Source organism: Brevibacterium sp. Marseille-P9724 (assembly GCF_902500275.1).
GTDB lineage: Bacteria > Actinomycetota > Actinomycetes > Actinomycetales > Brevibacteriaceae > Brevibacterium.
On record NZ_LR722991.1, the window covers coordinates 306,859 to 328,095 of the forward strand.

At 60.5% G+C, this 21,237-nt stretch carries 19 protein-coding genes and 1 CRISPR repeat array (1 of these 20 only partly in view); of the genes, 8 read left to right on the top strand and 11 right to left on the bottom strand.

Annotated features, from left to right (window positions below):
* Positions 1 to 10 precede the first annotated feature (10 nt).
* The 11 genes from GC119_RS04230 to GC119_RS04280 all read right to left on the bottom strand — a co-directional run bounded on the left by GC119_RS04230 (position 11) and on the right by GC119_RS04280 (position 11,505).
* Complete coding sequence (locus GC119_RS04230; protein WP_151952508.1) at positions 11 to 1,294, bottom strand: MFS transporter; 1,284 nt, start codon at positions 1,292 to 1,294, stop codon at positions 11 to 13.
* 35 nt (positions 1,295 to 1,329) lie between these two features.
* The gene (locus GC119_RS04235) at positions 1,330 to 1,968 is read right to left on the bottom strand and encodes a nitroreductase family protein (RefSeq protein ID WP_226829241.1); all 639 of its coding nucleotides are present in this window, start codon (positions 1,966 to 1,968) and stop codon (positions 1,330 to 1,332) included.
* A 23-nt stretch (positions 1,969 to 1,991) separates the two neighbouring features.
* On the bottom strand, positions 1,992 to 2,513 hold the full coding sequence (gene msrA, locus GC119_RS04240) for a peptide-methionine (S)-S-oxide reductase MsrA (RefSeq protein WP_070776599.1): 522 nt from the start codon (positions 2,511 to 2,513) through the stop codon (positions 1,992 to 1,994).
* Positions 2,514 to 2,596: 83 nt separating this feature from the next.
* Positions 2,597 to 3,625 carry a hypothetical protein gene (locus GC119_RS04245; RefSeq protein WP_151952509.1) on the bottom strand — a complete coding sequence of 343 codons (1,029 nt, stop codon included), beginning with the start codon at positions 3,623 to 3,625 and terminating at the stop codon, positions 2,597 to 2,599.
* Positions 3,622 to 4,278, bottom strand: a complete 657-nt coding sequence (locus GC119_RS04250; protein ID WP_151952510.1) for a peptide deformylase — start codon at positions 4,276 to 4,278, stop codon at positions 3,622 to 3,624. Before GC119_RS04250 ends, GC119_RS04245 begins: the two co-directional genes overlap by 4 nt.
* Positions 4,279 to 4,326: 48 nt before the next feature.
* Positions 4,327 to 5,142 (bottom strand): HpcH/HpaI aldolase/citrate lyase family protein, encoded by an 816-nt coding sequence (locus tag GC119_RS04255; RefSeq protein ID WP_151952511.1) that lies wholly within the window; start codon positions 5,140 to 5,142, stop codon positions 4,327 to 4,329.
* Positions 5,143 to 5,165: 23 nt separating this feature from the next.
* Entirely contained in the window at positions 5,166 to 5,687 is a 522-nt protein-coding gene (locus tag GC119_RS04260) for a MaoC family dehydratase (protein WP_070573243.1), read from the bottom strand.
* Between the two features lie 59 nt (positions 5,688 to 5,746).
* Positions 5,747 to 7,213, bottom strand: coding sequence for a cardiolipin synthase (cls, locus tag GC119_RS04265; protein ID WP_070776603.1), 1,467 nt, complete (start codon positions 7,211 to 7,213; stop codon positions 5,747 to 5,749).
* An 83-nt stretch (positions 7,214 to 7,296) separates the two neighbouring features.
* Positions 7,297 to 8,982 carry an L-lactate permease gene (locus GC119_RS04270; protein WP_070776604.1) on the bottom strand — a complete coding sequence of 562 codons (1,686 nt, stop codon included), beginning with the start codon at positions 8,980 to 8,982 and terminating at the stop codon, positions 7,297 to 7,299.
* Between the two features lie 212 nt (positions 8,983 to 9,194).
* Positions 9,195 to 10,268, bottom strand: coding sequence for a phosphotransferase (locus GC119_RS04275; RefSeq protein ID WP_070776605.1), 1,074 nt, complete (start codon positions 10,266 to 10,268; stop codon positions 9,195 to 9,197).
* Positions 10,243 to 11,505: an aspartate aminotransferase family protein gene (locus GC119_RS04280; RefSeq protein ID WP_070776606.1), complete on the bottom strand. Its 1,263-nt coding sequence runs from the start codon at positions 11,503 to 11,505 to the stop codon at positions 10,243 to 10,245. Before GC119_RS04280 ends, GC119_RS04275 begins: the two co-directional genes overlap by 26 nt.
* 510 nt (positions 11,506 to 12,015) lie before the next feature.
* Between GC119_RS04280 and cas3 the strand changes: the two genes are divergently transcribed.
* The 8 genes from cas3 to cas2e are packed head-to-tail and all read left to right on the top strand — an operon-like array spanning position 12,016 to position 21,038.
* On the top strand, positions 12,016 to 14,886 hold the full coding sequence (gene cas3 / locus GC119_RS04285) for a CRISPR-associated helicase Cas3' (protein ID WP_226829243.1): 2,871 nt from the start codon (positions 12,016 to 12,018) through the stop codon (positions 14,884 to 14,886).
* A 20-nt stretch (positions 14,887 to 14,906) separates the two neighbouring features.
* Positions 14,907 to 16,565 (top strand): type I-E CRISPR-associated protein Cse1/CasA, encoded by a 1,659-nt coding sequence (gene casA, locus GC119_RS04290; RefSeq protein ID WP_070776608.1) that lies wholly within the window; start codon positions 14,907 to 14,909, stop codon positions 16,563 to 16,565.
* Entirely contained in the window at positions 16,555 to 17,160 is a 606-nt protein-coding gene (casB, locus tag GC119_RS04295; RefSeq protein WP_070776609.1) for a type I-E CRISPR-associated protein Cse2/CasB, read from the top strand. The genes casA and casB overlap by 11 nt, the downstream gene beginning before the upstream one ends.
* 28 nt (positions 17,161 to 17,188) lie before the next feature.
* Positions 17,189 to 18,310, top strand: a complete 1,122-nt coding sequence (gene cas7e, locus GC119_RS04300; protein WP_070776610.1) for a type I-E CRISPR-associated protein Cas7/Cse4/CasC — start codon at positions 17,189 to 17,191, stop codon at positions 18,308 to 18,310.
* A gap of 7 nt (positions 18,311 to 18,317) precedes the next feature.
* Positions 18,318 to 19,022: a type I-E CRISPR-associated protein Cas5/CasD gene (cas5e, locus tag GC119_RS04305; RefSeq protein WP_070776636.1), complete on the top strand. Its 705-nt coding sequence runs from the start codon at positions 18,318 to 18,320 to the stop codon at positions 19,020 to 19,022.
* Positions 19,022 to 19,726 carry a type I-E CRISPR-associated protein Cas6/Cse3/CasE gene (cas6e, locus tag GC119_RS04310; RefSeq protein WP_070776611.1) on the top strand — a complete coding sequence of 235 codons (705 nt, stop codon included), beginning with the start codon at positions 19,022 to 19,024 and terminating at the stop codon, positions 19,724 to 19,726. The genes cas5e and cas6e overlap by 1 nt, the downstream gene beginning before the upstream one ends.
* Positions 19,723 to 20,679, top strand: coding sequence for a type I-E CRISPR-associated endonuclease Cas1e (cas1e, locus tag GC119_RS04315; protein WP_070776612.1), 957 nt, complete (start codon positions 19,723 to 19,725; stop codon positions 20,677 to 20,679). The genes cas6e and cas1e overlap by 4 nt, the downstream gene beginning before the upstream one ends.
* Positions 20,667 to 21,038: a type I-E CRISPR-associated endoribonuclease Cas2e gene (cas2e, locus tag GC119_RS04320; protein ID WP_070776613.1), complete on the top strand. Its 372-nt coding sequence runs from the start codon at positions 20,667 to 20,669 to the stop codon at positions 21,036 to 21,038. Before cas1e ends, cas2e begins: the two co-directional genes overlap by 13 nt.
* Positions 21,039 to 21,087: 49 nt before the next feature.
* Positions 21,088 to 21,237: direct repeats of the CRISPR family, unit length 29 nt; unit sequence GTGTTCCCCACGCCCGTGGGGATGAGCCC (it continues 2,441 nt past the right edge of the window).

A 21,237-nucleotide genomic window follows, 5' to 3' on the forward strand; every position in this document is an offset into this window, starting at 1 on the left:
CCCGAACAGCCTAAGCGTTGTTCTTCTGCCGGGCAGGCATGGTCTCCTCAGCAAAGATCCACTGGATTCCGGCAAGCACAACAACAGCCCCAGCAGCGGCAAAGGCCACTCCGTAGCCGTAGGCGTCAGCCAGCCAGCCGGAGACAATCGGCCCGAAGATAGCGCCGACGTCCATCCCCATCTGGTAGCGCGACAGCACTTTGCCGCCTGCCCTTTCGGGACCGATGATGTCGGCTATAACAGCCTGCTGTGGTGCGTTGACAGTTCCCGCCCCAATGCCGGCAATGACCGACAGAACTAGAAAGACGGGGAACGACTGCCACAGGCCCAGCACAATCGTGGAGCCGCCCAACACCAGCAGTCCGGCAATGATGAACGGTTTGCGGCCGTACACATCGGCGGCCCGGCCCAGAGTGTTGACCGACAGAGCGGTGCCTGCGGCGAACAAGGCCAGCGCCCAACCCGCGGCGGCGGCATCGGCCTGCAGGGCGTAGATCGCAAACAGCGGGTATATGGCGGTGCGCACACCCATGGCACCCCAACCGTTGGCCATCGCGCCGACAAGTGCCGCACGATAGGACTTGAAGGCCCACGCTTCGCGAAAGCGCATGGGCGGAAGCGGATCGGCGTTTTCTTTCGCGGTCACGGCTTCGGCCGCCTGCCGTGACACGGGACCATCGGCGGCATCATCAGAGCCGACCCCGGCGGGTTCGTGAACCTCCTGCGAATCCGAGCCCTCCACCTCGTCATTGCGCCCGGTGGTCAGCTTGACGTGCACAACCAGGGCGGCAATGACCAGACCGGTTCCGTAGATGAGGAACGGCACCCGCATTCCCAGGCCCGCCATGAGGCCGCCGACCACGGGACCGGCAATATTGCCCACTAGAAACGCGGTGGCGTACATGCCGGTGGCCCGAGCCCGCGCATTGTACGGGGCTATGCGCACAATCAGTGCCATCGCAGAAACCGTGAACAGGGTCGAGCCGATGCCGCCGAGCGAGCGGAACACCAGCAGCTGTTCATAGGACTGGGCGAAGGCCACGGCAAAGGTCGAGGCGGCCACGATCAGCAGCCCCACAACGTAGATGGGCCGCTCACCGAACCTGTTGACCAGGCGACCCCCGGCGGGTGCTGTGAGCAGGCGGAAGAACGCGAAAGAGCTCACGACGATTGTCGTGGCAGTGACTCCCAGGTCAAAAGAGTGCGCAAACTGCGGCAGAACGGGAGCGATGATGCCAAAGCCGATCGCCACGATGAACGCCGCGCAGATGAGCACCCAGATATCCGCGGGCATCGCCACTTTCGGCCCGCGCCACTTGGCTCTTTTCTTCACAGACGTGAAGACCACCCCTGCCGGGTGTCGAGGAAGACGTCAGGATCCAGCGGCCGGCGGTGTGACGAGGCCAGGCGTTCGTGGAACTCCGCGTCCACGCTGCCCACGTACAGCCAGCCCATCATGAGCTCGCTGTCCTTCAGACCGTGGAAGCGGCGGATGGGTTCGGCGTTGGCATTCGGGCCGGTGCGCCACATAACACCCCAGCCTGCTTGCCACAGGGCCAGTTCCAGCAGGTGTGCAGCACCGGCGGCTGTTGCGTGCTGTTCCCACTGGGGGACTTTCGGGTGCTCAATGTGGTCGGCGATGACCGCAATGAGCAGTTCGGCCCGAAACGGCTTGGGATTGACTTCCCCTGCCGGTCGGACTGTTCCTTCGGCTTCGTCAAGTGCTGCTGCAAGGCCTAGGCGGTCATCGCCGCGCAGGGTCATCAGCCGCCACGGCCGCAGCGCCTTGTGGTCTGCCACCGGTGTGACTGCGGCCAGCAAATCGCGCAGCTGTGCGTCTGTCGGCGTTTCGGGTCCGACCTTGGACACCGAGCGGCGATTCTTCATCGCGGTGAGGACCGGGTCGGTGAATTCGACGGGGTCGAGGCGGCGAGGGGTTGCCGCTGTTGGTTCTTGTGGGGTGGTCATAGCTTCCGTTCGTTTGCGTGTTGTCAATACATGTATTCGGCGTACCGAGCGCGAGCCTGTGCCAGCTTGGGGTCGATGACGAACATGCAGTAGCCGTTGCCCGGATTGCGCCCGTAGAAGTTCTGGTGGACGTCTTCTGCCACATAGAAGCGGCTCATGGGCTCCAGGGTGGTGACGATCGGCCGTGGGAAAAGCTCCTGCCAATGTGCGATGGCGTCTTGGAACTGCTGCTTGCGTTCTGCGTCCTCGTAGAACATGGCCGAACGGTACTGCGTGCCGACGTCATTGCCCTGCCGGTTGAGGCTCGTGGGGTCGTGGCTTGTGAAGAACATGCCGAGGATGACGTCTTCGGGTACGACAGCCGGGTCAAAGGTCACTCGCACTGCTTCTGCGTGCCCTGACATACCCGACGCCACCTGCGCATAGGTGGGATCGAGAATATCTCCGCCGATGTAGCCGGATTCGACGCGACTGACCCCGCGAGTCCGACTGTAGACGGCTTCCAAGCACCAAAAGCATCCGGCGGCGAGCGTCAGCGTCTTCATACTGCCCATAACCTCGCACCTGCTTCGGCTATTCCGCAATCAGTCGGCCGAGGGTGGGGGCACTGATGCTGCCCGGCCTTCGCCTACTGTTCGACCACGATCAGTACGTCCTCAGCGACCTTTGCCCACTGCGCGGCGGTCAGCAGCTGTGGTTCGTCGTCAGGGCTGTACGCAGATTCGGCGTCTTCGAAGTCGTCGCCTTCTTCGTCCCAGTCGATGAAGAATATGATTTCGCGCAGCCAGCCGTCCTCGATGAGCAGCTCGACCAAGTAGTCCGTCCCGTCAACCGCAACGCGGCCGCGCACGGGGTAGGTGTGCGTGCGAGGAACGATCGGGCCTGCGGTGTCGTCGCCGTTTTCCACCGTGACGAAGTCCAGTTCGCGGTTCAGCAGGGCCTCTCCTGTGAGCACGCCGTCTGCGGCACCCTCATCGTCATCCGCCCACACGGTGAACGAGGCGGTGCGCAGCTGCTTCTGGATCTGCTCAGCCACCTGCGGCAGAGGCGAGATCGCAGGGTCGGCGATCCTCTGCAGAAGGTCGAGGATTTCCGGCGGCAAAGTCACCACGGTCGGTTCGCCGTCGGGCAGCACGTACTGCGTGTCTTCGAGAATGTTGTCAACAGCGCGTGCGGCTATGCAGAGACCGAAGGTTGCAAGACCCGTGACGAGTGCTGGCGAAGCAACACCCCAGCGGCTAAGGCGGGCGTCGATCCAGTCATTGGCTTTTGCATTGACCGGCCACACGGCGGCAGAAGCCACACCAGCCACGGGCGCGGCCCACTTGAGGATGGTGTCGAACTTGGCGACGCCGATTTCCTCCGCGGATCTGATGACACCGAAGTCATCGTCGGAGACTTCCAACCCCGCGTCTTTGCGGATCTGCTGTACTTCCAGAGCGACCGAGGCTGCCAGCAGACCGCCGAAGACGGTCGCACCGGCAAGACCGCTGCCGCCCACGTGACGCGGGCGCAGTCCCGCGGCCACACTGTAGAGGACATCGGCGCCGAGTGTGCGCAGGCTGCCGACCGGACCAAGACTCGGCGAAATCGAACTGGCGGTTCCGGCGAGAGAATCTGCTGCCCTGCGGCGCAGCGAAGAAATGAATGAGCTCATGGTTTCTCCTGTGGTGTGTGGGGCGGAAGGCTGAATCCGAGCATCTGCGCTGCGGATACGGGATCACCCTGGGTGAGTCCTCGGTTGTCGTCAGCTGTCAGTGAGCGGATTTCAGCGCGGTCCAGGTAGAGCGCGCCGTCTAAGTGGTCGAGTTCGTGTTGGATGATGCGCGCCGGCCAACCGCGGAAATCGCGGCTGTGCGCGTTGCCGTCGGGATCTTCTGAGCGCAGGCGCACGTGGGCAAAACGCGCAGTCACGGCCTGATAGCCGCGTACGGACAGGCAGCCTTCGAAGAAGGCCGCACGCTCATTGCTCAGCGGCTGCCAGCTGGGATTGATCAGCGGCATGAACGGCAGAGGCGTGCGTTCCCTTTCCCGGGCTTGGTCTTCGGGAAGTCGCACCCGGTCTTCTATCACCGCAATGCGCACCCCGATGCCGATCTGCGGTGCGGCAAGACCCACGCCGGGGGCTGCGTGCATGGTTGCCCGCATGACTTCCAGCAAGCCGAAAAGCTGTTCGTCTGACAGCTGCCCGGAGTAGGCGACAGCTGGGCGGCGCAGCACAGGGTGGCCGGCTTGGACGATGGGGGCCACACCGCTGTTGTCCTGTGCTGCATGCAGAACAGCTTCCACCTGCTCGACAATTGGGTTCATATGCACAATTGTGCCCTATCCGGCTGACATGGGACGGGGCACAAAGACTCAGGCGCGTGAGCGTATGCGGCGAGCCTGGCGCAGCAGGGGCTCGTCGATCATCTGCCCTTCGTACTGGAAGACGCCATTGGAGGTTTCAGCTTCTTTCAGCACACCGAGGGCCCAGTGGATCTGCTCGGAGGTTGGAGCGAAAGCAGAGCGCACCACCTCGATGTGGCTGGGGTGAATGGACACTTTGCCGTCGAAGCCGGATTCCACGGCGTCTTCGGCTTCGGCGCGCAGACCCTCGAGGTTGGGAATGTCCGCCCAGATCGAATCAAGCGCGTATTTGCCGTGAGCCTTGGCTGCCAGAAGCATGTTGGCCCGCGCCAGGCGAGCAAAGTCGCGATAGGTTCCATCGGCCTTGCGGGATGACCCTCCGCCGAGGTCAGCGGTGAGGTCTTCGGCACCCCACATAAGGGCCGTCACATTAGGCGCCGCGGCGATGTCGCTGACGTTGAGAGCGCCCTTCGCGGTTTCGATCAGCGCAATCACATTCAGGCCTGCGAGCTTGTCGGCGTCTTCGGCGCTTTCGACCTTGGGCAGCATGCAGCTGTAGCTGCCGGACAGTTCGCCGATGAGCTTGCGGTCCTCGGCAAAGGCCTGCGTACCGGCAGGATTGACGCGTATGACGGTGCGCTCCGGCGCCAGGGGGTCAGGACCGTTTTGGAATTCGAGGAACGCTCGGCGGGCAGCCGCCTTGTCATCGGGTGCCACCGCGTCTTCGAAGTCCACAATGACGATGTCGGAACGTTCTGCGGCCTTGGTGTAGCGGTCGGGACGGTTGCCGGGGACAAAAAGCCAGGCGGGTTTCATGGTCGACATGCTTGGTCTCCTCGGTTGTTTGGTCAGTCGGCAGAGGTTTTGTCGCTGCTGCCCGCCTGCGTGTTGGGGTCAGAGGTGAACATGAGCGTCTGCCGCACAGCCCGGGCGACGACTGTGCCGTCCTGGTTGCGGCCGATGTGTTCAAGCGTGACGATGCCCTGGCCCGGCCTGGACTTCGAATTGCGCTTGTCCAGGATCTTCGTTTCGGCGTACAGCGTGTCGCCGTGGAACATCGGGTGGGGAAACGACACTTCGGAGAAGCCCAGGTTGCCGACGATGGTGCCCTGAGTCAGCTGGGAAACCGACAGGCCCACGAGGGTTGCGAGTGTGAACATCGAGTTCACCAGGCGCTGTCCGAAAGGCTGCTGTTCCGACCAGGCGGCGTCCAGGTGCAGTGCCTGCGTGTTCATGGTGACGGCGGTGAACCACGTGTTGTCGGCTTCCGTCATGGTGCGTCCGGGGGCGTGTCTGTAGACCGCACCGACTTCCATTTCGTCCAGGTAGAGGCCGCGCTGCTGAATGACTGGGGCGTTTTCTTCGCTCACGTTTCTGTGCTCCTTTGCATGTGAAGTGCCCTCAATCTATCGCGTCCTGGTGATCTGCGTTACTGCAGTGCTGACGTCAGCCGGAACACCGACTCCAGGTAGCGGCGGAAGAATCCGCGCTCTCGCCACTCTTCCAAGGTCAGCTCGGTGCACCTGGTCCGGTACTCCTCGACAACATCGGAAATGCCGGACACGAAGTCACCTTCGGCGCACATGAGGCTGATTTCGTAGTTGAGGCTGAAAGAGCGCATGTCCATGTTTGAAGAGCCGAAGACCGCGTAGTCGTCGTCGACTATGAAGCACTTGGTGTGCAAAATCTGCGGTTTCGGCAGGCGGTGGATGCGCACACCGGCTTCCAGGAGACTGTCGTAGTAGGACGACTGGGCGTATTCGACCATGAACTGGTCAGCTTTTTCGCTGACGAACAGTTCGACTTCGACCCCGCGGTGGGCGGCGGTGATGATTGCGGCTTTGATCGTTTCGTCCGGCACGAAGTAGGGGCTGACAATCGACAGGCGCTTTTCGGCCAGGTACATCAGCGATGTGAAGCAGCGCAGGTTCGGTTCGGTTTTGAAGCCCGGGCCCGACGGGACCAGCTGGACTGCCGCGTCTTTGCCTTCGAATTCCGGAATCTCTCGACCTTCGTAGTCGTAGGGGCGGATGTCGATGGCCTCTTCCCTTTCGGAGTACCAGTCAGTTGCGAACACCGCTTCGAGCTCAGCGACGACCTCGCCGGAGACTTTGACCCAGATGTCGTTCCAGTGGCGGCCTGCGTCTCGGTTCTTCTGGGATCCGTAGGCGGACTCGATGCAGTTCTGGGAGCCCATGAAGCCGACCTTTCCGTCGACCACCACGAGCTTGCGGTGATTGCGCAGGTCTATGCGGCGCATCTTCCCCTGCAGCGGCAGGAAGGGCAGCATCAGCTCCCAGTCGATGCCCACGCTGTCGAACCACTTCTGCAGGTCGCGGAAGCCTTCATACTTGCGCGAACCGAGGTGGTCGAGGAGAACGCGGACGCTGACTCCGCGCTGTGCGGCCCGGCCGAGCGCTTGGAAGAACGGCTCCGTGTGGGCGTCACGCGCCATGATGTAGATCTCGACGTGCACATAGGATTCGGCGGCGTCAACAGCGTCGGCCATGTCGTGAAAGGCCTGCTTGTAGTCGGTCGACATGCTCAGCTTGCGCGCATCGACCATCGGCAGTCCGGTCAGGTGGCGGTTGAGCTGAATGATCTGCGCGAAGTCCCTGGGCGGTTCGTAGCCGTCAGGCCAGTCGGGAACGTCTTTCGTTCCCTGGTCGAGAAGCTTGTTGACTTCAGCTTGGATGCGCTGACGGCGGTCGTTGACGTAGGGGCTGCCGAACATGATGAACATCGGCACGCCGATCAGCGGAATGAAGAGGATGGCCATGAGCCACCCCATTGACGCTCCCGGGCGGCGGTTTTCCGGCACAACGCCGACGGCGATGATTTTGATGGTGTAGGACACCACGAGCCAGATCACCCAGAGGATCGTCCAGATGCTCATACGCCCTCCCTTCCACCGCGAGTTTACATTTCAAACACAAGGGACGGCGCGTTGGCCGCGCCGTCCCTTGTGTGCCTCAGCGGTCAGCCGCCGATCGGAGCGAGGTCGAGGCCTGCGAGCATCCAGCCGAGAATCGGGGTGGACTGCAGGCCGATGAGCAGGCACAGGAACAGAACGAGCACAACGGACCAGCCGAGCACCTTGCGGAAGATGACCGACTCCTGGCCGGGCATATTGGCTGCGGTGGCCGCAATCGCGAGGTTCTGGGGGCTGATGAGCTTGCCGACCACACCGCCGGAGGTGTTTGCCGCAACCGTGAGTTCGGGGTGCAGGTTGAGTTCCACTGCCGCGGTCTGCTGCAGTTTGGCAAACAGCGCGTTGGCCGATGTGTCCGAACCGGTGACAGCTGTTCCCACCCACCCCAGAATCGGGGAAATGAAGGCGTAGGCTGCACCCGTGCCGGCCAGCCACACGCCGATTGAAATGGTCTGTCCCGAGAAGTTCATAACGTAGGCCAGCGACAGCACCAGCACAATCGTCAGACCCGCCCAGCGCATGCGGTAGAACGTGTTGCCAAGCTCCTTGGCTGCTCCGCCCAGGGGTGAGGGGAACTTCCCGCCGGAGGTGCAGAAGCGGTAGACGATCGCCACGATTATGCCGGTGATCAGCAGCAGTGAACCGGGTGAGGACAGCCAGGAGAAGTTGAAGACTGTGGAGTCGCGAACGGCACCCGTTTCGTCGACTAGAGCTTCGTGGATGACCGGCCAGGGAATCTTGACATCGGTCGATGCGAGAAAGGCCGTGACCGGCGGAACCAGTTTGGCGATGCCGAACACCACGATGAGCGCAAGGTAGGGAAACAGGGCGAAGAAGGTGCGTTCGCCGCTGATCTTTTCGGCCTTCGGCGGTTCTGCCACGCCCAGGCGCTCACGTGCCTCGATCGAGCCTTTGGGTTCGTAGATCTTCATGAACAGGATGGTGCCGCCCAGTCCGCCGAGTGCTGCGACGATGTCGGTCAGTTCGTAGCTGAAGAAGTTTGACGACAGGAACTGGAAGACGGCGAAGGTGAAGCCGGTGCACAGCGCGATCGGCCACAGGTCTTTGATACCGCGGCGGCCGTCGATGATGAACAGCAGGATCAGCGGCACGATGAGCGCCAGGATGGGTGATTGGCGGCCGATGATCGCACCGATGACGTTGGGGTCGATGTTGGTGAGCTTGCCTGCGGTGGTGATCGGGGTGCCGATTGCGCCGTAGGCGACGGGGGCGGTGTTGGCGACGAGGACCGCGGCGGCTGCGCGCAGGGGTTTGATGCCCAGGGCCATGACCATGGTTGCGGTGATTGCGACGGGTGCGCCGAATCCGGCGAGCGCTTCGAGCAGACCGCCGAAGCAGAAGGCGATCAGGAGTGCCTGGACGCGGATGTCGCCGTGGCCCACGCGGTCGAAGATATTGCGCAGATCTTCAAAGCGGCCGTTGATGACGGTCAGCTGGTAGAGCCAGATGGCGAAGATGACGATGAGCGCAATCGGCATGACGCCGAACGCTGCACCTTGCAGGGCGGACAGGAGTGCGTAGCCGACCGGCATTTTGAATCCGGCGACTGCCACCACGATTGCGGTGATCAGAGCGATGAGGCCCGATGTGTGGGCTGAGCGCTTGAGAACGACGAGCGCTGCAAAGAACACCAGCAGCGGAATGAGCCCCACGAGGGCCGATGCAGTAACCGAGCCGGCGACAGCGTCAACGGCGGGCGTGTACTTCTCCATTTTGTCTCTTACCTGTCAGGGTGCGCGCCGCGCTTGGCGGTGGCACTGGCGGAATGCTGGGAAAGACGCATCCGCGGTGCAGCGACCGTGGGCCGAATTGTCCCAAGCCTGCGGCTGTTTTTTCAGTCGCAGAGTTCAAGCATATTGTGAAGCAACTCACGCCTTAACGCCAGGTCAACATCAGGTGTGTCAACGCCAAAGGCGATCTGCACTCAGCGTGTTTCCGCAATTGTCTTTCGGACGACTTCGAGCAGGTTTTCGGAGCGGGTGCGGGAGTACTGGCTGTCTTCGTGCACCAGGACTCGAGCCCAGTTGGTCCACACCAGGCAGTGGCGCATAACGGCTAGCGGCCAGATGAGGTTCTTTTCGTCTGCGCGCAGCGCCTGGACTTCTTCGAATCCGCGGCACAGGTTCTCAATGACATCCTGCAGCTGTGGGACCTGGGTTCCCGGAGTGCGCGGTGTTGTTGCGGCTGATGCGGTGATGCCCAAGTCGACAATCCGCGGCGCTGTTGCAATGTCCCCGAAGTCGATGATTCCTGCGAGGTTGCCTTTGGCATCCAACAGGGTGTTGCCGTCGTGGAGGTCCTGGTGGATGACGGCTGTCGGCAGTGCGTTCCACGCGGGGATAACCGTTTGCCGAAAGTGCTGCACGAAGCTGTGGATGGTATTCCGGTCCTCAGTGTCGACGTGGTCACCCAGTTCTTCGAGGTTGCGTTCAATGCGGCGATCGGAGCCGTACATCGTCCAGTCGTGTTCGGTTGGGCACAGCTGCGGGTCGACACCGCTGAGGGCCTGGTGAAGCTGTGCGGTCGCCCTGCCCAGCTGGACGAGGATGTCCTCGCTGTGCACACCGGCGGAAGCCATGGGCTCACCGTCGAGCCACGGGGCTATGCGCACCCAGAACTGCTCGCCTGTCGTTTCCACGCGCATTCTGCCGGCTTCCCCGGCGGGCTCGCCTGTGGGCAAAGCGAGGGCACCCGGCACCTGGAAGGGCAGATCTGATTGTGCGCGGGTGAGCTTTATCGCAATCTGATCTTGCAGGTCGAGGTCTCCCTGCTGCCAGCCGGGGTCGAGGATCTTCACCATGATCTTCTGTTGCGCCTCAATTGCCGAGGTGGGGCTCACCTGGCCTGCTCGGGCGCGGAAGATGAGGTCCCGCTCCCCTAGGAACTGTGTTCGGTCAGTGAGAGAACAGCCCAGCGGCACCTCGAGAGCGGAGAAGACGGATTCGAGATCAGCCTGTGTGACCGGTGTGCGATCAGGCGAGCGTCCCAGCCAGTACATTGGCTATCCTTTCCAGTTGGCCAGGGGTGATGGCAAGCGGTGGGCGCAGTTTGAGGGTGTTGCCGCCAGGGCCGGTGGTGCCGACCAGCACGCCGTTTTCGTACATGGCCTGTTTGATGTCCGCACCGGTGACGTCTGCGGCGCTGAGGTCAATGCCGATCATGAGCCCGAAAGTGCGCACCGTGATGGGGCGGCGGCACTCTCTCAGCGCCTGGGCGAGGTGGCCCAGCAGCTCTTCTTCGAGCTGACCGATGCGTTCGGGCATGCCGATGCGGTCGAGTTCATCCAGCACCGCGGCACCTGCGGCACAGACTGCGGGGCCTGCGGCGAACGTGTTGAAGTAGCGCTGTTTGCTGCCGAAGGCGTCAATGAGGTCGGCTCGACCTGCAAGTCCGGCCAGTGGGAGGCCGTTGGCCATGGGTTTGCCCATGGTTAGCAGGTCGGGTTCAACGCCCAAGGCGCTGATTGCCCACCAGGTGCCGGTGCGACAGAAGCCTGCCTGGACTTCGTCGGCAATGAACAGTCCGCCCGCCTGGCGGATTGCAGCGGCTGTCTGAGTGAGGGTGGGATTGGCGGCCGAGGTTTGGGGTTGGTCGCGGCCGGGACTGAATGTGGATGTTCCGGCCAGGATTCCGTCGCTGGTGAACGCGGAGTCGAGGACGAGGGCGGCTGCCCCGTGGCCGCGCTGGTCGAGCTTCGCGGCAGCTTGAGCAACGGAAGCTGCAAGTTCGGCGTCAAAGGTTGAGCTGGCGAGGTTCGGCACGGGCACGGTTTCAACCCAGTCGGGAATCGCGTCGAGGCCTATCAGGCTTGGCGAAATCGCAGCCGCTGTTGTTGTGGTGCCGTGATAGGCGCCGTCAGTCACAATGACGCCCGTTTTGCCTGTGGCATTGCGGGCTATTTGGAGTGCGAGGTCGTTGGCTTCGGAGCCAGAGCAGGTGAAGATCAACCGCCCAAGACCGCCTGGCATAAGTGCGCCGAGTTTGTCGGCATAGGCATCAACAGTGGCATCGGCGTATCGGGTGTGGGTGTTTGCCCTAGTGAGTGCGGTGTGCACCGCAACTGCAACAGCCGGATTGGAGTGCCCGACCACCGGCACGTTGTTATAGGCGTCCAAATACTCGGTGCCGTCATCGGCGGTGATGACCGCACCCTGTGCAGAAGCCACGTGCAAGGGCGGGGAATAGAAGCTCCGATAGTTCGGCCCGAAGAAACCCGATGTGCGAAAACCGTGCATGAGGTCACTGTGTCACAGAAGGGTGTGGGCGGGAATGGTTCCCGGGAACGGGCGGCTATCCGGGGCACCCCCTATCCTGCGGTTTGTAAAACGCAGCGAAGCTTTGCAAACCTGGACCTAGACGGCTCGCAGACATGTACGCCTGCCTACCCACCACCCTGCCGCGCAGGACGCTTTGTGGGTATGAGCCGTAGTTCGCCTTAGAGCACATGTGTTCCCCGCAGCAGCGGGGATGTCCGGGGCCGAGCTCTGCAAGGGCTCGGCCCTTTTGACTGCCTGATCACCTCCAGCCGCCAGAAAAGTTGCAGAATCAGTCATAGTAGTCGTCTTGAACTAGTTTGCCTTACTGTCGTTATGTGGTTAAACTCATACCAACATGGCACTCCACATCGTGCCGCGAGGCACTGACACAACCTTCGAGGCGGGAACATGACGGAAGAATGTGCAGACGATCTGGCGCCAGCCTTTCTCCTGCCAGCCAAAAGCTTCAGGACACAAGACCCGGCACTCATGCATTTACAGGAAGTGCTATGGCTCGCCTTGCCTCAACATCTCCGCGACAGTGCGGATGTGGGCATGGCACTTGCGGAGGATTGGCTTCCCCGTTCCATCAGTGAACGCCTTGCAAACCGATATTCGCTGTGCAACGACGAAGTCTGTGCCTTGCTGGGGTTCCTTGCAGGAACGCATGACCTGGGCAAGGCAGAATCGTCATGGCAAAGCAGACTTGAGCATTCCCCGACAGCAGCATGGCTGGCAGATAAGGCACTGTCGTCCGGCCTGTTCGACGAAGCGCAGAAACACTGCGATCCCACCTACAAGCCGCAGCATTCCGTGACGTCTGACGTGATTCTTCGCAGACAGTTACCACTGCTTTTTCCCGGGGCCGACTACACCGCAATCTGCACCCTCACGGCATCGGCAGGCTGCCACCACGGAGTTCCAAGCAACCTTCCCTATCATGAACTGCTGCGTGACGACTCAGAACTGCCGCCGCTCAACCGGCACCTCGACAATCATGGCGCTTCATGCGCGCGAGTCTGGGCAGCTTTGACCCGCGACATCCTCGATCGCACCGGAGCTCACAGCGCTCTTGAAAAGATCATCGGTGCCGGTGGGCTGACAATTACGGACCAGCTGACAATTGCCGGCTTCGTCAGCATGTCCGACTGGATCGCCTCGAATCAGGAATTGTTTCCGCTGACGGAAAGCGGAGCACACTCCAGCAGCGAGTCCCGTGCTGCTGCGGCTCTCGATCAGCTCAACCTCACTCAGTCGTGGTCGCCAGAACCAGACCGCCCGATCCCCTTCAGCAAACGCTTCGGCTGGCCGGACAGCGCTGCGCTTCGGGCTTGCCAGCGCACCGCTCAGGCGGCTGTTAAAGGCCTTAATGAACCAGCACTGGTTGTGATCAGCGAAGAAATGGGCCGTGGGAAGACAGAAGCCGCTCTCCTTGCCGCAGAAGAGATCGCGAAAGCCCGCGGTGCCGGAGGCTTGGCTTTCGGATTGCCCACACAGGTCACAGCCAATGCCATGCTTCCGCGCATATCCGATTGGCTGCGATCGTTCAGCACAGCCGAGAACCAGCACTCCCTTCGGCTTACTCACGGACGTGCACACCTAAGTTCCGAGTTCGAAAGGCTCGTTCGGCACACGAGAGCAGTCAATGCTGAGCAGAATGACACTGCAGACGACGGCGTCATTGCTCACGCATGGTTCAGCGGACGCAAGAGCCTTCTGTCAGATTTCAGTGTTTCGACAGTTGACCAGATCCTCATGACTGCACTGAAATCCCGCTACGTCACGCTCCGCCATCTGGGTGTTTCGGGCAAGGTCATCATCTTCGACGAGGTGCACTCCCTCGACCCTTATTCGACCGCGTATCTGGAACGTACGCTGATGTGGCTGGCCGCCCACCAAACCAGCGTCATATTGCTTTCCGCAACCCTCGATTCCGCTGTCCATGACAGACTGGAACGCGCTTACGCTCACGGGCTGAGGCCCCGACGCCCAGCCGCTGCGGCACAGTCGCCGAGCTATCCCCAGGTGTCAGTGACAACCGCAGAAGGCACACAGCGCTACGACGTAGAGGTTGTAGACGAACACCGTCAGGTTCACCTCGACATCATTGATGACAACCTCGCGTTCTTGCGAAGAAAAGTTGAGCAGCTGACGGACGACGGCGGCGTTGTTGGCATCGTATGCAATACCGTCCAGCGCGCTCAGGATGCCTACTGCACTCTCTCCGATCTCTGGCCAGAGGAAACTGTGCTTCTGCATTCACAGCTCACAGCTGCGCAGCGCGCGCAGATCGAAGCTCGCCTGACTGACCAGTTGGGTAAGAAGTCAGCACGCAGTTCTGATGATCCTGCGTCGCAGCGGCCCTACCGTCGGATTGTCGTTGGCACACAGGTGCTTGAACAGTCGCTCGACGTTGATTTCGATTTGCTGGTTTCCGACTTTGCGCCGGTCGATGCTCTCGCCCAGCGAGCCGGTCGCCTGCACCGCCACGACCGACCAGACAGCGACCGCCCAAGCCAATTGCGCTGCGCACGCATGCTCCTGCGCGGCATCACGCGGCGCGGACCGCAACCGCCTCTATTCGATCCCGGCTCCGAATCCATCTACGGCAGCTACATACTGTTGGCCAGCGCGGCAGCTCTGAGCGAGAACTTCAATGGAGGGACATGGTGTATTCGCCACGACCTCTACCCGAAAGTCGAAGCTGTTGGAACGGGCTCAATCGCTGTTCCCAGTGAGTGGGAAAGTGAATTCCGGCAGGCCCAAAGAGACCACAAGCAGGCTGTGAGAAACGCATGCCGGAGGGCATCAGCCCACCAGATCAGCCCACCCGGGAAAGCGAACAACAACCTCGGACGCGCACTTGACGGCGCAGACACGCTTGATGCCGACCGCAGCGAAGAGATTGTTGCGGCCAGCGTCAGAGACATTGAGCCCAGCCTCGAAGCGATTCTCGTCATGCAGTGCGACGGCCTTCTATACCCACTGCCGTGGCTGGCCCCCGGCCAGACGAGCGCTATCAGCGAAACCCAGGCTCCGCCCACATGGCTGTCGAAGCTTTTGGCGGACTCAACCGTTCGCCTGCCCCGGTGGTTGGTTCCGCCCTACCAAGTCGATGAGGCAATCGACTCTCTTGAAGCAACTCGGATAGGCGCCTGGCAATCAGATTTCCGCTTGAAGGGACAGCTTGTCCTCGCAATCGACAGTGACTTTCGGGGGCAGGTGTTGGGCACGCATTTCCGATTCCACCCCTGCTACGGGTTCCTCAGAGAGGAACAGTTCAGTCAATACAAGCTGCAGGAAATGCGCGAAAGTCCATCTGCGGATGAACAGGAGGAAGAACTCTATGAGGATCTGTGACGAAAGGATGGTGACAAAGCATGTCTGACGGTTTCAACCTGGTCGATCGTCCGTGGATTAAAGTCCAGACGATCGACGGAGAGCCTGCGGAAGTGGGACTCAGAGACTTCTTTTCTCAATGGGACAGGTTCGCAACGCTTGACGGTGAGACTCCCACACAGAACGCCGCGGTCTTTCGCGTGCTGATGGCGATAGTGGTCAGAACAGTCCGCCTGCACCCCGAATGGGGATTCATCGACGACGAAGGCGAACTGTGGCGAGAAATCTACGCGGCAGGCGACTTCCCCGAGCTGATCGCCAACTACCTCGAAACGCACCATGATCGCTTCGACCTTGCCTCAGACGCGGTTCCGTTCTTCCAGGTGGCAGACCTCCACACAAGCAAAGAAGTGTACGAGTCAGCGGCGGCTTTGGTCCCTGACACCGGCCCTGGACTGTTCTCCACGCAGACCGAAGCGTCAGCGTCTGAACTTGAGCCAGCAGTTGCAGCCAGATATCTGATCCACCGCCAGGCCTATGACTATTCGGGCATCAAATCCGGCATTGTCGGAGACCCCCGAGTGAAGGGCGGGAAGGGGTATCCGACCGGACCTGGCTGGGCGGGCCGGCTCGGACACACCGTGGTCACCGGGCCTACGCTGCGAGACACTTTTATGCTCAGCCTGCCCATGCTGGAACTGATTCCCGAAGAGCTCATGTTCGATGACGAAGACCTGCCTCCGTGGGAACGGCAACCCGACACTGCCATGCCCCGAAGCGCAGACGCTGTTGAGCCAAACGGCATCGTCGATCTACTGACATGGCAACAGAGACGGATCAGGCTTTTCTGGTCAGAAGACGCCGAAACGGTTACGCACGTACTGATCGGCAACGGCGATAGAATCAACGAGCGCAATCAGTTTGCCGAACCGTACTCTCCGCAGCGTTATTCCGACGTTCAGTCTAAAAAAGCAAAAACCAGTGTGTTCTTTGCGCAAGAACTCGATCCCACGCTGACCGTTTGGCGTGGAGTGCAGGCAATGTTTGCTGACGGCTCCATCGCCGAAACCAAAAATCGGCGAGCTCCTGTCCTTGAGCAGTTCACCGGTCCTGTCGGGCGGGAAAGACAGACCGCGTACGCAGGCAAACACGTTGGCGTTTGGCTCTGCGGGATTGAATACGGTCCGCAACAGTCCTCATTTGCAGATGAAATGTCTGAAGTCTTGCCCATACACCTCAGTCTGATGACTGAGGCCGGCTTTCAGATGAGGAAGACGGTTCTGGACGCCATTGACCGGATATTCACCCTCCGCGGTCAGCTGCGATGGTTTTTCAAACAGCTGGAAGTCAGCCAAGGCGGATCACCCGAAGAAGCACCTGAAGCACCAACCCAGGCGTGGCTTGCCGAACTCGAACAAGGATTTACGCAGTGGCTGGCCCAGCTGTCTGCAGAGCAGTCCGCTGAAGAGTCGCAGCTGAACTGGCTCCGAACCCTGCGCCGGGTCACATACCGAACAGTCATAGAAGCCGTTGACCAGGCCGGACCGCACGCCGCAGCCGGGTGGCTTGAACACGATCCCAACGGGACCGTGCACTTCCACAGTTCTGCCCGCTACGAATCGTGGATGCTCGCGAAACTCAAACAAGCAGCTCCCCTCCCCTCGGACAATGAACAGAAAGGAGGATCTGATGACCGCTGAAGGTGTAGAAACAGAAAAGGTGACGGTGTGGTCGTCAGTCGGCCGTTATATCCAGTCACTTCAGCAGCAGTTCCTCAACGAAGTGCCCGCCGCTCGCGGCAGCCTCGCAGAGCTTCGGAGAGCTGTTGACGAAGAACCAGGGGTGAACCCCCGCGTCTGGGCAATGGTTCTTGAAAGCCTCCCGGAGTACGCGCAGGGGAAAACGGATGAAGCCTCGCGCGGAGAATGGGCCGCTTTTACGGCGCTGACGCTGTATGCAGTGCATCAGCGCGGCAATAGTGCCCCCATGCATACAACGGATGTGCCGTTCGCGCAGGTCGTCGGCAAGGTGGTGCGCGATGGCAGCGCGTCTCTGAAAGGACGTTATGACGCAATCATCACAGCGACTAGCTTCGCTGGGCAACGCCATCATCTGAGGTCTTTGATCGGACTTCTCAGCAGCAAGAACACCCCACAGCGGAGCACGGCGTTCGATTACGGTCAGTTCGCTTCTGACATCCTCCAGTTGCAGAACCCTGCCAAGCGCAGCAGTGTCCAGCGCGGGTGGGGACGTGATTTCTATCACGGTTACAGCTTTAAGCCTTCCAACAACTGATTCACTCTCATCTTTGAAAGGACTCCCAATGGCTACGTTCATCGACTTCCATGCACTCCAAACGCTCCCACCGTCCAACATCAACCGCGGGGAAGACGGAGCACCGAAAACAGCTGCGTTCGGAGGCACTCGTCGTCAGCGCATTTCATCGCAGGCGTTGAAAGCCGCGCAGCGGCGGGATTTTGCACACATGTTGAATCGCGACGAGCTTGGCGTTCGCACCAAGCAGATCGTTGCTGAGACTGCGGCGCGGGTATGCGCCGCCGACCCAGAGGTTTCCCCTACCGAAGCTGAAAAGTGGTCTTCTGCTGCCTTCGGGAAAGCAGGGATCAAAGTTGCCAAGCCCAAAGCTAAGAAGGACGAAGAGCCCAAACCCGAGCAGGCTGGTTACCTGGTGTTCTTGGGCAACCACCAGCTGGACCGGCTGGCTGCGGCGATTGTGGAAAAGCGGGATCAGGCGTTCACCAAGAAAGAAGTTCTTGAAATCATCGACACTGAACACGCAGTTGATGTTTCGCTGTTTGGCCGCATGATTGCCGACGACGCTGCGCTCAATGTTGATGCTGCCGTCCAAACCGCTCATGCAATCGGGGTGTCGGAGGCTGCACCCGATTTTGACTTCTACACCGCTGTTGATGACTTCACGAAGGCCGAGGAAGAAACTGGGGCCGGGATGATGGGCACCATCGAAATGATGTCATCGACCTTTTACCGCTACGCCACCCTCAACGTAGATCAGCTGCTTGAGAACCTCGGCTCGGAAGAGGCGTTGGTGCGGGCGATTGACGCCTACGCCAGAACTTTCATCCTTTCTCTGCCCACGGGGTACCAGAACTCGTTTGCCGCTCACACACTGCCGGATCTCATAAACGTTGCAGTGCGCAAGCGTCCCGTCAGCTATGTCAACGCCTTTGAAAAAGCTGTTGCCCCAGACGAACGCGGGACCATCGCAGCAGCTTCTGAGGCCATGGCAGATGAAGCATCCAAGGTGACAGAACTCTATGGACTTGCGCCCGAACGTTCGTGGTTGATTGCCTCTGACGCCCTGGAAGCTGACGTCGATTCGCTCGGCCAGAAGACGGGCTTTGCTGAACTTGTATCTCAACTTGAAGAGCATGTGCGCGCGCAGATCACCGAGGATGAGAGGTGAGCCGCTGATGAAGACCATGGTCCTCAATCTTTCGGGGCCGATGCAGTCTTGGGGTGTTTCTTCTCGCTTTAGCCGACGGTCGACAGAAACTGAGCCCAGTAAGTCCGGTGTCATAGGTCTGCTTGCCGCGGCGCAGGGCAGGTCGCGAACAGCAGAAGTTGATGACCTGGCGGAGCTGGTTATGGCCGTCCGTGTTGACCGTCCCGGTCAGCTTCTTGAGGATTTCCATACTGCACGACGGCCTGGGGCCAAGCATTCTGTTCTTTCGTACCGACATTACAGAGCTGACGCCGCCTATACCGCCGCTGTGGCTGGAGAGGACGCCCTCATCGATGCGCTTAGCCACGCCGTTGTGCAGCCTGAATTTCCGCTGTATTTAGGGCGGCGCAGTTGTCCAGCCCCTCCGAATCTTTTTGGCGGGGTATTCAATGGCGTAGCGCCGGAGGACGTTCTGCGGGATCTCGATGCTGCCCCCTGGCAGGCCGCAGAGGACTACAGAAAGTCGCTCGGAAGGACGGTGTTCTTACCCTTAGCACGCGATGCTCAGCCCGGAGAAATCGGGGAAGCAGCGTATGACGTCCCTGTCAGCTTCAATCCTGAACATCGTCAATATCGGGTGCGGCTTGTTGTCCGTCCTGACCCCGTTCGGGTCGAAAACGATCTGGGGGCAGAAAACACCGACCGCTACCTCAACTTGGCTCAGGAGGCTTGATGTTCTTCAGTCGAATCCAGCTCAACCCTGCACTGAGGAAGACCAAAGCCGCGCTGGCAAGCCCTCATCTGATCCACGGGATGATCACGAAGACTGTTCCGCCGGATCAGCAGGCAACAGACGAGGGCCGACTGCTGTGGCGGGTGGACCGCGGGCACCACGAAACGGTGTTATACGCGGTGACCCCGGTTCAGCCGCGGTTTGAACATGTGGTCGAACAATTGGGCTGGCAGAGCGCACCTGCTCAAACAACTGATTACGGTCGGCTTCTTGATTCGCTTCAGCGCGGGCAGCAGTATGCGTTTCGTGCGGCGCTGAACCCGGTTAAAAAGAAAGACGGCAAGCGTTTGCCGCACGTTACGGTCAAGCAGCAAATGCGCTGGTTCTTGGACCGCGCTGACGGGTGGGGGTTTGCGATTCCCTCCAATGCCGACTATGAGCCGGGGCACGCTGAGTCAACCGACACCAGCAGGGATGAAAGTCAGCTGGACGGACTCTGTGTTGTGCGACGCGAAGACAGTCGATTTTCTAAACCAGATGCGGCTGGCAGCAGGCACCGGGTAGCCCACAGGATTGCTGTTTTTGATGGTGTTTTAGAAGTCACGAACCCCAACCTTCTGCGGCGTTCGCTTGCTTTCGGGATCGGCAGTGGGAAAGCACACGGGTGTGGTCTGCTGACTTTGGCCCGACTGGGGGAACCATGAGTTCCCAGGCTCCGCCTCGTTCGCAGGAACTCGGACGAACAACTGACAGACTTTCGTTTGTCTATGTTGAAAGGTGCGTGCTCCATCGTGATTCCAATGCAGTTACCGCGACCGACAGCAGGGGCACAATCCATATTCCGGCAGCTATGGTCAGCACCCTGCTTATTGGCCCGGGTGTGCGCGCCTCTCATGCTGCGATAGCGCTCTTGGGAACATGCGGTGTGACCGTTGCGTGGGTTGGTGATGGCGCGGTGCGCTGCTATGCCACTGGAAGGCCCATGGCTCGTTCAAGCAGGCTTTTAGAAGCACAGGCTCGGGCTTTCGCCAACCAGTCGGAACGTCTGCGAGTGGCCCGGGCTATGTACGAGGTGCGCTTCCCCGGAGAAGACGTATCGGGCCTGACAATGCAGCAGCTGCGAGGCCGTGAAGGAGCGCGTGTCCGCAGGATTTACCGGAGTGAATCAGAAAGGACCGGGGTTTCATGGAGTGGTCGGACATACGATCCGGCGAATTTTGCAGACGCTGATGCGATTAATCAGGCTCTATCAGCGGCCAACGCCTGCTTGTACGGAGTGTCAACTGCGGTCATCAACGCGCTTGGCATGACGCCGGGTTTGGGTTTTGTGCACGTCGGTCACGATCAGAGTTTCACCTACGATGTGGCTGATCTTGTGAAGGCCGAAACCAGCATTCCGGCGGCTTTCGATGCTGTTGCGGACAATCATGAAGAACCGGAACGGGCTGTTAGGGCGCTGCTGCGGGAGCGCTTCTTCCAGCAGGGGACTGTAGAGAAGCTTGTGGAAACACTGCGCAGACTGTTCTTGAACCCGGCGGATGCGTCGGCTGAACCGGAAGTTGCGTATCTCGATGAATTGTCAGTATGGGCTGGCCGGGGCGAACGCCGGCTTTCCAGCGGACTCAATCATGCAGATCACGGATCATGGTCATCGTAGTCTTGTCGAGCTGCCCAGCAGGCCTGCGGGGAGACGTCACCAAATGGCTCGTTGAGATTTCGGCAGGAGTGTTCGTTGGAAATATCAGCGCCCGAATCAGGGAGCTTCTTTGGGAGCGCATTGACGAATCTTCCGCTACAGGTCAAGCGCTGATGATTTGGTCCACCAACAACGAACAGGGCTTTGACTATCGAGTCAAGGACCACAAGTGGGAGCCCGTTGACCTCGACGGCGTCACCTTGATGCGCAGGCCAGCTGCACAATCTGGATACGGGAACACCACCCTTAAAGCGGGCTGGAGCAAAGCCAGAGCCATGCGGAATGCCCAAAAGTTCGGAAATAAGCGCAAAAGCACCTAAAGTGATCCCATACCAACTTGCGGGCCGGTATTCGCACTGGTCAACAAGTGTGTTCCCCACGCCCGTGGGGATGAGCCCGGCTTGCCCAGGGCGCGGGCCAGTGCGGCGACGTGTTCCCCACGCCCGTGGGGATGAGCCCACATCACCGACCTCAGCACGGCGGGCCTGCGGGTGTTCCCCACGCCCGTGGGGATGAGCC